The organism is Pseudomonas sp. Mn2068 (genome assembly GCF_049319725.1).
Classification (GTDB): Bacteria; Pseudomonadota; Gammaproteobacteria; order Pseudomonadales; family Pseudomonadaceae; genus Aquipseudomonas; species Aquipseudomonas gingeri.
Genome location: NZ_JBMOUG010000004.1, coordinates 346,689 through 358,936 on the forward strand (window position 1 = coordinate 346,689; position 12,248 = coordinate 358,936).

Annotated in this window: 13 protein-coding genes; 2 read left to right on the plus strand and 11 right to left on the minus strand. The window is 62.4% G+C overall.

The window, feature by feature from the left end; all coding sequences use genetic code 11:
* Positions 1–58: 58 nt before the first annotated feature.
* From ACL9RJ_RS12270 to ACL9RJ_RS12280, 3 genes are read right to left on the minus strand one after another with little or no spacing between them, the layout of a single operon-like run.
* On the minus strand, positions 59–763 hold the full coding sequence (locus ACL9RJ_RS12270; protein WP_017123469.1) for a PilW family protein: 705 nt from the start codon (positions 761–763) through the stop codon (positions 59–61).
* A complete protein-coding gene (pilV, locus tag ACL9RJ_RS12275) occupies positions 760–1,236 on the minus strand; it encodes a type IV pilus modification protein PilV (RefSeq protein WP_017123468.1) in 477 nt (158 codons plus the stop codon). The genes ACL9RJ_RS12270 and pilV overlap by 4 nt, the downstream gene beginning before the upstream one ends.
* On the minus strand, positions 1,233–1,697 hold the full coding sequence (locus tag ACL9RJ_RS12280) for a GspH/FimT family pseudopilin (protein WP_017123467.1): 465 nt from the start codon (positions 1,695–1,697) through the stop codon (positions 1,233–1,235). The genes pilV and ACL9RJ_RS12280 overlap by 4 nt, the downstream gene beginning before the upstream one ends.
* A 138-nt stretch (positions 1,698–1,835) precedes the next feature.
* Between ACL9RJ_RS12280 and ACL9RJ_RS12285 the strand changes: the two genes are divergently transcribed.
* Positions 1,836–2,381, plus strand: a complete 546-nt coding sequence (locus ACL9RJ_RS12285) for a GspH/FimT family pseudopilin (RefSeq protein WP_017123466.1) — start codon at positions 1,836–1,838, stop codon at positions 2,379–2,381.
* Here the strand turns inward: ACL9RJ_RS12285 and ispH are convergent.
* The 6 genes from ispH to murJ form a co-directional block, all read right to left on the minus strand.
* Positions 2,358–3,305 (minus strand): 4-hydroxy-3-methylbut-2-enyl diphosphate reductase, encoded by a 948-nt coding sequence (gene ispH, locus ACL9RJ_RS12290; protein WP_017123465.1) that lies wholly within the window; start codon positions 3,303–3,305, stop codon positions 2,358–2,360. The genes ACL9RJ_RS12285 and ispH overlap by 24 nt on opposite strands.
* A 76-nt stretch (positions 3,306–3,381) precedes the next feature.
* Entirely contained in the window at positions 3,382–3,819 is a 438-nt protein-coding gene (fkpB, locus tag ACL9RJ_RS12295) for an FKBP-type peptidyl-prolyl cis-trans isomerase (RefSeq protein ID WP_177084561.1), read from the minus strand.
* 7 nt (positions 3,820–3,826) lie between these two features.
* Positions 3,827–4,342, minus strand: coding sequence for a signal peptidase II (lspA, locus tag ACL9RJ_RS12300; protein ID WP_017123463.1), 516 nt, complete (start codon positions 4,340–4,342; stop codon positions 3,827–3,829).
* Complete coding sequence (gene ileS / locus ACL9RJ_RS12305; RefSeq protein WP_422765288.1) at positions 4,335–7,166, minus strand: isoleucine--tRNA ligase; 2,832 nt, start codon at positions 7,164–7,166, stop codon at positions 4,335–4,337. Before ileS ends, lspA begins: the two co-directional genes overlap by 8 nt.
* The gene (gene ribF, locus ACL9RJ_RS12310; protein ID WP_017123461.1) at positions 7,163–8,113 is read right to left on the minus strand and encodes a bifunctional riboflavin kinase/FAD synthetase; all 951 of its coding nucleotides are present in this window, start codon (positions 8,111–8,113) and stop codon (positions 7,163–7,165) included. The genes ileS and ribF overlap by 4 nt, the downstream gene beginning before the upstream one ends.
* Before the next feature lie 172 nt (positions 8,114–8,285).
* Positions 8,286–9,824, minus strand: coding sequence for a murein biosynthesis integral membrane protein MurJ (murJ, locus tag ACL9RJ_RS12315; protein ID WP_177084044.1), 1,539 nt, complete (start codon positions 9,822–9,824; stop codon positions 8,286–8,288).
* A 252-nt stretch (positions 9,825–10,076) separates the two neighbouring features.
* Between murJ and rpsT the strand changes: the two genes are divergently transcribed.
* Entirely contained in the window at positions 10,077–10,355 is a 279-nt protein-coding gene (gene rpsT, locus ACL9RJ_RS12320; RefSeq protein ID WP_017123459.1) for a 30S ribosomal protein S20, read from the plus strand.
* Positions 10,356–10,536: 181 nt separating this feature from the next.
* On the opposite strand, the gene ACL9RJ_RS12325 is transcribed toward rpsT, so the two are convergent.
* Positions 10,537–10,998 (minus strand): CreA family protein, encoded by a 462-nt coding sequence (locus ACL9RJ_RS12325; protein WP_422765289.1) that lies wholly within the window; start codon positions 10,996–10,998, stop codon positions 10,537–10,539.
* A 20-nt stretch (positions 10,999–11,018) separates the two neighbouring features.
* Positions 11,019–12,137, minus strand: coding sequence for a glutamate 5-kinase (gene proB, locus ACL9RJ_RS12330; protein WP_177084040.1), 1,119 nt, complete (start codon positions 12,135–12,137; stop codon positions 11,019–11,021).
* Positions 12,138–12,248 lie beyond the last annotated feature (111 nt).

The following is a 12,248-nucleotide window of genomic DNA, read 5'->3' on the forward strand; positions in this document are numbered from 1 at the left end:
GGATCGCGGATTGAATCGATGAGCCCCACGGGCAAAAGTCTTCACATGCATGCCCTCCTTATCTGAGCCGGTTACGCACGGACGCCACGACGTTGAATGTGCGATTGCTGACCTTGTTGGTCGGGTCCCTCAGCGTCAGGGTCAGGCGCACACTGCGAATCAGGGCTGCGTTGGAGGGGTTGGCGGAGTAACTGAACGCCGTGCTGTCGAGCACCGTCCGGGCCATCCCGAACGACACCGAAAAAGCCTGCACATTGCTGATCAGTGGCTGGCGATTGTTCAGCGGGCCGATATAGAGTTGGTTGTTGGCGAAGGAGTAGACCAGTTGCCTGACCGGCAAGGCGATCTGCCCACTGCCCGCCGCCCGGGCGCCGGTATAGGCCGTGGATTGCACCAGGCAATCGGAGAGAATCGTCCAGGCCGGCACCGTACCGTTATTGCCGACGTCCGCGGTGACCAGAGTCAGCGCCTGATTGGCGTTGTCCCAGGTAATCGGCGCATTGTAGGCCGCGGTGAAGGCGCTGTTGTCACTGGAGTCCGCCACGGTGCCGACACACCCGAACATCCCCACCATGCGGACTTCCTGCTGGATCTTGCTCAGCACGAAGCGAGCATCCTCCTGAATCCCGGCAGCGGCGGTCTGGCTCGTGTAGGTGTTCTTGGCCGCGACGAATATCTGTGTAACGCCCAGGACCACCACCAGGCCCAGCACCAGCGCAACCATGATCTCGACCAGGCCGAATCCCCCGGAAAGCTTTTTCATAGGCCGTTCCACACGGTTGAAACCTGGCTGACCAGGGAGAAGGTCGAAGTGGCGGCAGCGTTCGCGGCGCGTGCGTCATTCCAGTTGATCGTGATAGTGACGACACCGGACGCGACCGAGATGGTGCCGGTAACGTTCGCCGCACCGGCGATATTGTTCAGGTTGGTGACGAAGTCGGACAGATCCTGGTCCCGTATCGTCGAAATGCTGCTGGGAGCCGTAAGGCTTCCCAACTGATAGTCAGCCCCGGGATTGACGCAGGGATTGAGCGTGGAATTCGAACAAGGGTTGGCTCGAATGCGATCCAGTATGTCGTAGGTGATGAAACTGACCTGGGTGCCGATGGTCGAGCTGTCGGTACTCTTCAGGGCATTGAGTTGCAAGGCCGCCGCACCGAGCAGACCGATCGCCATGACCAGCATGGCCACCAGCACTTCCACCAGGGTTGTGCCCCGTTGATCGCTACGCATCATTGGCACACTCCATTGAGGACGATCCGCCCTGTCAGGCACACGGTGACCGCATTGGTGTAGGCCCCCTCGACAAAGGTCAGGGTGGTATTGGCCGCCGGGCTGGCCAGCCCACCGAGGTTGTTGAACTCGATGAACGCCACGTTATTGCTCGCCACCGTCGCCGCCGTCGACATGGCCGGAGTCACCCGCAGCACGTTCCCCGCTGGGCTCAGCCGAGTGGTCAGTTCCTGGGTCCAGGAGCCTCCGACCGCCGTGGGCGCAATGCGCACATTCACCCCCCGGTTGATCGCCTCGAGACGGGTATAATTCAACGCGCGCATCAGGTCGCTGGCCTCGGAATCGGCTCGGGTCTTCTGGATGCTGCTGGTGAACACCGGTGCCGCGACCGTGACCAGAATCGCCAGCACCGCCACCGCGACCATCAGCTCGACCAGCGTGAAACCTCTGGTACGTTGAAACATATGCGTACTCCCCACCCCGCCTGCTCTGGACTATAACTAGCCCTGTCCTCCAGACAACCGACGACAGGATATACGGTTGTTTTGGATGGACCAGTGCACGGAAGCACTGTCATCAAAATAAACAGGGAGTCGGCCGATATGTCACCGCGAGGCTTCACACTGATCGAACTGCTGGTCGGGCTGGCCCTGATCGCCCTACTGGCCCATCTGGCCTTTCCGTCGTTCAGGGACCTCATGGACTCCCAGCACCGAAGAGTCTCGGCCGATGAACTCGCCACCGGCCTGCGCACGGCCCGCACCGAAGCGATCCTGCGCCAGCGAAGCGTGATCATTCACCCGCTGGAAGGCGACTGGAGCCGTGGCTGGAGGATCGTGATCGACCAGAACGGAAATGGCCATGAGGACCCGGACAACCCGGTCCTGAGTGAGCGACGCGGAGATGGCAGAACCCCCATCAGGGGCAATACCACCATGCGCAGCTTTATCCGCTTCACCAGCCTGGGCGAACTGCGCTACGAGAACGGCTCATCGAGGGGAGGCACGCTGCATGTCTGCGCGAGGGAGCAAGCCATCAGCCACCTGCGGGTGGTACTGGCCTCCACCGGCAGAGCGCGGATCGATACACGAGAGCGCCCGGAGGCGCTCTGTCAGACTGCAGGCTCAGAGCAACGAGCGAACGCGTAGTTCCTTAGGCATGGAGAACGTGATGTTCTCCTCGCGACCGGCCAGCTCATCGGCACCGGTGGCGCCCCAGGCCTGAAGCTGCTGGATCACCCCGCGCACCAGTACTTCCGGTGCCGAGGCGCCGGCGGTGATGCCGATGCGCTCGACACCCTCGAACCAACTGCGTTGCATGTCTTCGGCGCCGTCGATCAGGTAGGCCGGGGTCGCCATGCGCTCGGCCAGCTCACGCAGGCGGTTGGAGTTGGAGCTGTTCGGGCTGCCGACCACCAGCACCACATCGCATTCGTCCGCCAGTTGCTTGACCGCGTCCTGGCGGTTTTGCGTGGCGTAGCAGATGTCATCCTTGCGTGGCCCGCCAATGGCCGGGAACCGAGACCGCAGGGCGTCGATGACACGGCTGGTGTCGTCCATCGACAAGGTGGTCTGGGTCACGAAGGCCAGCCTGTCGGGATTGCGCACCTGCAAGGCGGCGACGTCTTTCTCGTCCTCCACCAGGTAGATGGCGCCACCGTTGCTGCCGTCGTATTGCCCCATGGTGCCTTCCACTTCCGGGTGCCCGGCGTGGCCGATCAGGATGCATTCACGACCATCGCGACTGTAGCGCGCGACTTCGATATGCACCTTGGTGACCAGCGGACAGGTGGCATCGAACACCTTCAGCCCGCGACCGGCCGCCTCGCTGCGCACGGCCTGGGAAACGCCGTGGGCACTGAAGATGACGATGACGTCGTCCGGCACCTGGTCCAGCTCCTCGACAAAGATGGCGCCGCGGGCGCGCAGGTCTTCGACGACAAATTTGTTGTGCACCACTTCGTGACGCACGTAGATCGGCGGTCCGAAGACTTCCAGGGCCCGGTTGACGATTTCAATCGCCCGGTCCACGCCGGCGCAGAAGCCACGGGGGTTGGCGAGTTTGATTTGCATGCTGTGCCTCGTGTCTTGCGCGCGGGTTTCAGATCAGTTTGACCGCTTGCGCGGTCTATCGCCAGCCAGCCGGCTCCTACAGCGCCTTGACCTCGAAGATTTCCACATCGAAGGTCAGGGTCTTGCCGGCCAGAGGATGGTTGAAGTCGACGGTCACTTCGACGTCATCGAAGGCCTTGACCACACCAGGCAGCTCGGTATTGGCCGCGTCGTTGAAGATCACCAGCAAGCCTTCCGACAGCTCCATGCCCTGGAACTGCGAACGCGGGATGATCTGCACATTCTGCGGGTTGGGCTGGCCAAAGGCATTTTCCGCCGGGATGGTCAGGCTGCGCTTGTCACCGGCCTTGAAGCCGAACAAGGCCGCTTCGAAGCCCGGCAGCAAGCTGCCGTCGCCAACCTTGAAGGTCGCCGGGGTCTTGTCGAAGGTACTGTCGACCGTGTCGCCATTTTCCAGGTGCAAGGCGAAGTGCAAGGTGACCTGGGTGTTCTGACCGATCCGTTGCTCAGCCACTGCGTGTTCAGTCATGAACGGTTTCTCCGGACTTTTTGCTTTTGAACATGTCCAGCGCCAGCATCACCGCGCCCACCGTAATGGCGCTGTCGGCAAAGTTGAACGCCGGGAAGTACCAGCGGTTCTGCCAGTGCACCAGGATAAAGTCGATCACATGACCCAGGGCGATGCGGTCGTACAGGTTGCCCAGCGCCCCACCCAGCACCAGTGCCAGGGCGATGGCCAGCCAGGTTTCGTTGCGCCCCAGGCGCTTGAGCCAGACCACCAGCACCGCACTGACCACGACCGCGATCAGGGCGAACAGCCAGCGCTGCCAGCCGGAGCTGTCAGCCAGGAAGCTGAAGGCCGCGCCGGTGTTATAGGCCAGGGTCCAGCTGAAGTAGTCGGGAATGATCACGATCTGCTGGTACATGGTCAGTGAGCTTTCGAAGTGGAGCTTGCTGACCTGGTCGATGACCAGGACCAGCACGCTCAACCACAACCAGCCCAGGCGGCCGAAACGGCCGGCACCGGCATTAGGCATAGTGACGCACCTCGCCTTCGCCGCTGATGTTGTCGACGCAGCGACCGCAGATTTCCGGATGTTCCGGGTTCACCCCGACATCCTCGCGGCAGTGCCAGCAACGGGCACACTTGGCGTGGCCGGACTTGACCACCTTGAGCTTCAGGCCCGGCACCTCGGTGACCACGGCATCCGCCGGCGCCAGCGCCAAAGGCGCCACGGTCGCGGTGGAGGTGATCAGCACGAAGCGCAGTTCGTTGCTCAGTTTGTTCAGGTCGGTGACCAGTGCCTCTTCGGCGAACAGGGTGACTTCCGCCTGCAGGTTGCCGCCAATGGCCTTGGCTGCCCGCAGGTTCTCCATTTCCTTGTTGACCGCGACCTTGACCGCCATGATCCGCTCCCAGTAGGCGCGATCCAGCTCGAAGCCTTCCGGCAGTTCGCTGAGGCCTTCGTACCAGGTATTGAGCATCACCGATTCGTTGCGCTCGCCCGGCAGGTACTGCCACAGCTCGTCGGCGGTGAAGGCCAGGATCGGCGCGATCCAGCGCACCAGCGCCTCGGAGATGTGGAACAGTGCGGTCTGGCAGGAGCGCCGCGCCTTGCTGTTGGCCCCGGTGGTGTACTGGCGGTCCTTGATGATGTCGAGGTAGAAACCGCCCAGTTCCTGCACGCAGAAGTTGTGCACCTTGGAGTAGACGTTCCAGAAACGGTACTCGCCGTAGTGCAGTTCCAGTTCGCGTTGCAGCAACAGTGCACGGTCCACCGCCCAGCGATCCAGGGCGAGCATTTCGTCCGCCGGCAGGATATCGGTGGCCGGATTGAAGCCGCTCAGGTTGGAGAGCAGGAAACGCGCGGTGTTGCGGATACGCCGGTAGGCGTCGGCGCTACGCTGCAGGATCTGGTCGGACACCGCCATTTCGCCCGAATAGTCGGTCGAGGCGACCCACAGGCGCATGATGTCGGCGCCCAGGGTGTCGTTGACTTTCTGCGGCGCGATCACGTTGCCCAGGGACTTGGACATCTTGCGGCCGGCTTCGTCGACGGTAAAACCGTGGGTCAGCAGTTCGCGATACGGCGCATGGTTGTCGATGGCGCAACCGGTCAGCAGGGAAGAATGGAACCAGCCGCGATGCTGGTCCGAACCTTCCAGGTACAGGTCGGCGCGCGGGCCGCTCTCGTGGCCTACCGGGTGCGAGCCACGCAGCACGTGCCAGTGGGTGGTGCCGGAGTCGAACCAGACGTCGAGGGTGTCGCTGATCTTGTCGTACCGCGGCGCTTCGTCACCCAGCAGTTCGGCGGCATCCAGCTTGAACCAGGCCTCGATGCCTTCTTTCTCGACACGCTGGGCCACCTGCTCCATCAGCTCGACGGTACGCGGGTGCAGCTCACCGCTTTCCTTGTCGAGGAAGAACGGAATCGGCACGCCCCAGTTGCGCTGGCGGGAGATGCACCAGTCGGGACGGTTGGCGATCATCGAGTGCAGGCGGGCCTGGCCCCAGGCCGGCACGAACTGGGTGTCCTCGATGGCCTTGAGCGCCCGCTCGCGCAGGGTATCGCCAGCCACGGGCGCCTTGTCCATGCCGATGAACCACTGCGCGGTGGCGCGGTAGATCAGCGGGGTCTTGTGGCGCCAGCAGTGCATGTAGCTGTGGCTGATGGTCTCGGTGTGCAGCAGGGCACCGACTTCGCTGAGCTTGTCGACGATGTTCGGGTTGGCCTTCCAGATGAACTGGCCGCCGAAGAACTCCAGGGAGTCGACGTACACGCCATTGCTCTGTACCGGTGTGAGGATGTCGTCATTGACCATGCCGTAGTGCTTGCAGGTCTTGAAGTCGTCCTCGCCGTAGGCCGGGGCGGAGTGAACCACGCCGGTACCGGCGCCCAGCTCGACGTAGTCGGCCAGGTAGACCGGCGACAGGCGATCGTAGAACGGGTGGCGGAAGTTGATCAGGTCCAGAGCTTCGCCCTTGGCGGTGGCGATCACCGCACCTTCCAGGCCGTAGCGGGACAGGCAGGACTCCACCAGTTCCTCGGCCAGCAGCAGCAACTTGTCGCCGACATCGACCAGGGCGTAGGTGAACTCCGGATGGACGTTCAGCGCCTGGTTGGCCGGGATGGTCCACGGGGTGGTGGTCCAGATCACGATCGAGGCCGGCTTGGTCAGCGACGACAGGCCGAACGCGGCGGCCAGCTTGGACTCATCGGCAATCGGGAACGCGACGTCGATGGTCGAGGACTTCTTGTCCTGGTACTCGACTTCGGCTTCGGCCAGCGCCGAGCCGCAATCGAAGCACCAGTTCACCGGCTTGAGGCCCTTGAACACGAAACCGCCCCTGACGATTTCGGCCAGGGCACGGATTTCACCGGCCTCGTTCTTGAAGTCCATGGTCTTGTAGGGGTTGGCGAAGTCGCCTAGCACGCCCAGGCGGATGAACTCGGACTTCTGCCCTTCGATCTGCTCGGTGGCGTAGGCACGGCACAGTTCGCGGGTCTTGTCCGCGCCCAGGTTCTTGCCGTGGGTCACTTCGACCTTGTGTTCGATCGGCAGGCCATGGCAGTCCCAACCCGGCACATACGGCGCATCGAAGCCGGCCAGGGTCTTGGAACGGATGATAATGTCCTTGAGAATCTTGTTCAACGCATGACCGATGTGAATCGTGCCGTTGGCGTATGGAGGACCGTCGTGAAGAACGAACTTCGGACGATCCTTGCCAATCTCGCGCAACTTCCCGTACAGGCCAATGCTGTCCCAGCGCTGCAGGATCTGCGGTTCGCGCTGTGGCAGGCCGGCCTTCATCGGGAAGGCGGTGTCCGGGAGGTTAAGCGTGGCTTTGTAGTCGGTCATTTCAGGCTCTTTTTAAGCGGTGAACCCTGCCAGTGGGCACGGGCGGCGGCGACGTCCGCATTGATCGCCGTCTTGAGCGCCTCGAGGGAGGCGAATCGCTGCTCATCGCGCAGCTTGTGGTGGAAAACCACGGTCAAACGCCGGTCATACAGATCACCGGCAAAATCCAGCAGGTGCACTTCCAGGTGAGCGCTGCCATCACCTGAAACCGTGGGTCGCACGCCGATATTGGCGACGCCCGGCCACGGCTGGCCGTCGATCTCGACGCTGACCAGGTAGACCCCGGTCAACGGCACCCGACGGCGCTTGAGCTGCACGTTGGCCGTTGGCGTACCCAATTGGCGCGCCAGCTTCTGTCCGTGCAACACCCGTCCGGCAATCCGGAACGGACGGCCGAGCAGACGCTCGGCCAGGGCAAAGTCGGCTGCCGCCAGGGCGTTACGCACCTGGGTGCTGCTGACCCGCAAGCCATCGAGTTCGACGGTCTGCGCCGCCTCGACGGTAAAGCCGCGGACGTTACCCGCCTGCAGCAGAAAATCGAAATCGCCGGCCCGGTCGCAGCCGAAACGGAAGTCGTCACCGACCTCCAGATGCTGCACACCCAGCCCGTCCACCAGGATCGTATCGACGAACTCGGCGGCACTGAGTTTGCTCAGGCGCTGGTTGAACGCCAGGCACAGCACCCGGTCCACGCCCTCGGCGGCCAGCAGTTGCAGCTTGTCGCGCAAGCGCGCCAGGCGGGCCGGCGCGGTCTCCGGAGCGAAGAACTCCCGGGGCTGCGGCTCGAAAATCACCACGCAGCTGGGCACGCCCAACTCCAGCGCACGCTCGCGCAGTCGGGCCAGGATGGCCTGGTGACCACGATGAACACCGTCAAAGTTGCCAATAGTGGCGACACAGCCCCGATGCCGGGGACGCAGGTTGTGGAGGCCTCGAACCAGCTGCATAACGCGCTTCTTGCTCATAAAGTGGTCGATTATAACCATACCGGGCCCGGCTTAATACCTGTCACGCGTCGACACATGCCCCCGCAGGAGCCCGGCTTGCCGGCGAACAAGGCCCGGAGAGCGCTAAAAGCTTCGCGGGCAAGCCCGGCTCCCACAGAAACGCGGCGCTCCCTCACATCAACGACTTGCGATTGAAATGGTGCAGGCGCAAGCCCAGCAGCAACAGCATTCCAAAGTAGGCCAGCACCCCGGCAACCACCAGCGCCCCCAGGCGCAGGAAGCGTTCGAGCATGTGCCCCTGGTCCCAGGCCGGCATCCAGTGCATCAAGCCCAGCAATACCGCCGACATCATGCCGACAGCGACCAGCAGCTTCAGCAGATACAGACTCCAGCCCGGCTGCGGGATGAACAGCTTCTGCTTGCGCAACTGCCAGAACAACAGGCCGGCATTGATGCAGGCGCCGCCGCTGATGGCCAAGGCCAGCCCGGCATGGGCCAGCGGCCCGATAAAGACCAGGTTGAGCAACTGGGTGACCACCAGGGTGAAAATCGCGATTTTCACCGGCGTGCGAATGTTCTGCTGCGCGTAAAAGCCCGGCGCCAGCACCTTGATCATGATGATCCCGAGCAGGCCGACCGAGTAGGCGATCAGCGCCCGCTGGGTCATGGAGGCATCGAAGGCACTGAACTGGCCGTACTGGAACAGCGAAACGGTCAAGGGTTCGGAGAGAATCGCCAATGCCAGAGAGCACGGCAGCACCAGCAGGAAACACAGGCGCAGCCCCCAGTCGAGGATGCGCGAGTACTCGTGGCGATCCTTGCTGGCATAGGTCTTGGACAGGATCGGCAGCAGGATGGTGCCCAGGGCCACGCCCAGCACGCCGGAGGGCAGTTCCATGAGGCGGTCGGCGTAATACATCCAGGACACCGATCCGGCCACCAGGAACGAGGCGAAAATGGTGTTGATGATCAACGAAATCTGGCTCACCGAGACCCCGAGAATCGCCGGCAGCATCTGCTTCATGACCCGCCAGACACCGCTGTCGCGCAGGTTCAGGCGTGGCAGCACGAGCATGCCGATCTTCTTCAGGTGCGGCAGTTGGTAGAGCAGTTGCGCCAGGCCGCCCGCCAGGACCGCCCAACCCAGCGCCATCACCGGCGGGTCGAAATACGGCGTCAGGAACAGGGCAAAGATGATCATGCTGACATTCAGCAGGGTCGGCACGAAGGCCGGGACCGAGAAGCGGTTCCAGGTATTGAGGATCGCGCCGGCCAGGGACGACAGCGAGATCAGCAATATATAAGGAAAGGTCACCCGCAACAGGTCGGCGGTCAGCTTGAACTTCTCCGGCGTATCGGTGAAGCCGGGCGCGGTGGCCCAGATCACCCAGGGCGCGGCCACCATTCCGAGCACCGTGACGAGGGCCAGGACCAGGGTCAGCATGCCGCTCACATAGGCAATGAAGGTGCGGGTCGCCTCCTCGCCCTGCTGGCTCTTGTACTCTGCCAGGATCGGCACGAACGCCTGGGAAAAGGCCCCTTCGGCAAAGATCCGGCGCAGCAGGTTGGGCAACTTGAAGGCAATGAAGAAGGCATCGGTGGCCATTCCGGCGCCGAAGGCGCGCGCGATGATGGTATCGCGAACAAACCCCAGGACCCGGGAAATCATCGTGATAGAGCTGACGGCGGCCAACGACTTGAGCAGATTCATTGAAGGATTGTGTGCCTTTGGGTAAAGAACAGGCGAATAAAGCGCCCAGCTATGCGATACTCCGCGCCGCAACAGCACAGAGCCAAAGCTCGCGAGTTTACAGGTCGTACGCCGGAAAGAAATATCCCGGTGTCCCACATATACCACTCAGCGGAACGCATCGCCTGCCCTTGACAAGACTTCAACTCATCGGCATGATTCGCGGCCTATTTTGTTTGCTATTTCCTAAAAAGTCTTTCGAGGAGCTCGACGGTGGCCAACTCACCTTCCGCCAAAAAACGTGCAAAACAGGCTGAGAAGCGTCGCAGCCACAACGCCAGCCTGCGTTCCATGGTTCGTACCTACATCAAGAACGTAGTGAAAGCCATCGACGCAAAAGACGCTGCTAAAGCGCAAGCTGCCTATGTTCTGGCTGTTCCTGTTATCGACCGTATGGCCGATAAAGGCATCATCCACAAGAACAAGGCTGCTCGCCATAAAGGTCGTCTGAATGGCCACATCAAGGCTCTGAACCTTGCTGCTGCAGCCTAAGCGACACGCTTGTTAAAAAACCGACCCCAGGGTCGGTTTTTTATTGCCTGCGACTTGTGACGCGGAGCGTCACGGGCGGCATTCCCACGCGGAGCGTGGGAACGATCTATCAACTCCGCAAGAGCAAGGCCTGCCTCCTACAGGTTCGCGACAACCAATAGCAGCGGGCAACCCTTGATTCTCACTGATTCGGCCAAGGCAGAATCGGAATAGCCGTCACCGCATTCTGCGGGCTGCCCTCGATCAACCGATCGCTATAGACCAGGTACACCAGCGTATTGCGCTTCTTGTCGAGGAAACGCACCACCTGCATGGTCTTGAAGACCAGCGACGTGCGCTCCTTGAACACCTCGTCACCATCCTTCAGCTCACCACTGAAGCGAATCGGCCCGACCTGGCGACAGGCAATCGACGCCTCGGCACGATCCTCCGCCAGACCCAGACCACCTTTCAGGCCGCCGGTCTTGGCACGGGACAGATAGCAGGTCACGCCCTCGACCTTCGGATCATCGAACGCCTCGACCACGATCCGGTCATTCGGCCCGACGAACTTGAACACCGTGGACACCTGGCCGATTTCCTCGGCCGATGCCAACAACGGCATCGCCAGGAACAACCTCAACAATCCTCTTGCCAACCCCATGCCCTTCTCCCTCGAACCCATCACACCAGAATAAGGTTATCGCGATGAACCAGTTCCGGCTCCGCCATGTAACCCAGCAAGCCGACAATCGCATCCGACGACTGACCAATGATCTTCTGCGCCTCAAGAGCGCTGTAGTTGGCGAGCCCGCGGGCAATCTCACGACCATCCGCAGCCACGCACACGACCATTTCGCCACGACGGAAGCTACCCTGCACCAGCTTCACCCCCACCGGTAGCAGGCTCTTGTGATCACGCGCCAGGGCGTTGACCGCACCGTCATCCAGCACCAGCGTGCCACGGGTCTGCAGATGCCCGGCCAGCCACTGCTTGCGCGCCGCGAGCATGCCGCGCTCGGGCGACAGCAAGGTACCGATGCGCTCGCCCGCCTTAAGGCGATCCAGGACCCGCTCCAGACGACCGCCGACGATAATGGTATGCGCGCCGGAGCGTGCCGCCAGTCGCGCCGCGCGCAGCTTGGTCTGCATGCCACCACGCCCGAGGGCGCCGCCGGTACCGCCCGCCACCGCGTCCAGCGCCGGATCATCGGCACGCGCCTCATGGATCAGCTGGGCATCGGGATTGTTGCGCGGGTCGGCATCGAACATGCCGTCGCGATCCGTCAGGATCACCAGCAGGTCCGCTTCCACCAGGTTGGCGACCAGCGCCGCCAGGGTGTCGTTGTCGCCGAAACGGATTTCATCGGTGACCACGGTGTCGTTCTCGTTGATCACCGGGATTACCTTGAGCTCCACCAGGGCCCGCAAGGTGCTGCGCGCATTGAGGTAACGCTTGCGGTCGGACAAGTCATCATGGGTCAGCAGGATCTGCGCGGTATGACGACCATGCTCGGCAAAGCTCGACTCCCAGGCCTGCACCAGGCCCATCTGGCCAATGGCCGCCGCCGCCTGCAACTCGTGCATGGCACTCGGTCGCACCGTCCAGCCCAGCCGGCTCATGCCCGCCGCCACGGCACCCGAAGACACCAGCACCAGCTCCACGCCAGCCTCGTGCAAGGCCACCATCTGCTCAACCCAGACACCCATTGCCGCGCGATCCAGACCCTTGCCGTCCGCCGTCAGCAGTGCGCTGCCGATCTTCACGACCCAACGCTGCGCACCTGTCACCTTGCTCCGCATGATCTTCCAACCTTAGCCAGCGAATGGCACGACCGAGCACCATCCACGCGATTATGTGATTTACGTTTTACAGAGACTAAAACGCCGCTTCAGTGAGCGGCGTAGTAGTTT

What these genes read in the sequence shown, in the direction of transcription:
- ACL9RJ_RS12270 (WP_017123469.1), bottom strand. Translation starts at nt 763, where the DNA reads ATGAAAAAGCTTTCCGGGGGATTCGGCCTGGTCGAGATCATGGTTGCG.
- pilV (WP_017123468.1), bottom strand. Translation starts at nt 1,236, where the DNA reads ATGATGCGTAGCGATCAACGGGGCACAACCCTGGTGGAAGTGCTGGTG.
- ACL9RJ_RS12280 (WP_017123467.1), bottom strand. Translation starts at nt 1,697, where the DNA reads ATGTTTCAACGTACCAGAGGTTTCACGCTGGTCGAGCTGATGGTCGCG.
- ACL9RJ_RS12285 (WP_017123466.1), top strand. Translation starts at nt 1,836, where the DNA reads ATGTCACCGCGAGGCTTCACACTGATCGAACTGCTGGTCGGGCTGGCC.
- ispH (WP_017123465.1), bottom strand. Translation starts at nt 3,305, where the DNA reads ATGCAAATCAAACTCGCCAACCCCCGTGGCTTCTGCGCCGGCGTGGAC.
- lspA (WP_017123463.1), bottom strand. Translation starts at nt 4,342, where the DNA reads ATGCCTAATGCCGGTGCCGGCCGTTTCGGCCGCCTGGGCTGGTTGTGG.
- ileS (WP_422765288.1), bottom strand. Translation starts at nt 7,166, where the DNA reads ATGACCGACTACAAAGCCACGCTTAACCTCCCGGACACCGCCTTCCCG.
- ribF (WP_017123461.1), bottom strand. Translation starts at nt 8,113, where the DNA reads ATGCAGCTGGTTCGAGGCCTCCACAACCTGCGTCCCCGGCATCGGGGC.
- murJ (WP_177084044.1), bottom strand. Translation starts at nt 9,824, where the DNA reads ATGAATCTGCTCAAGTCGTTGGCCGCCGTCAGCTCTATCACGATGATT.
- ACL9RJ_RS12325 (WP_422765289.1), bottom strand. Translation starts at nt 10,998, where the DNA reads ATGGGGTTGGCAAGAGGATTGTTGAGGTTGTTCCTGGCGATGCCGTTG.
- proB (WP_177084040.1), bottom strand. Translation starts at nt 12,137, where the DNA reads ATGCGGAGCAAGGTGACAGGTGCGCAGCGTTGGGTCGTGAAGATCGGC.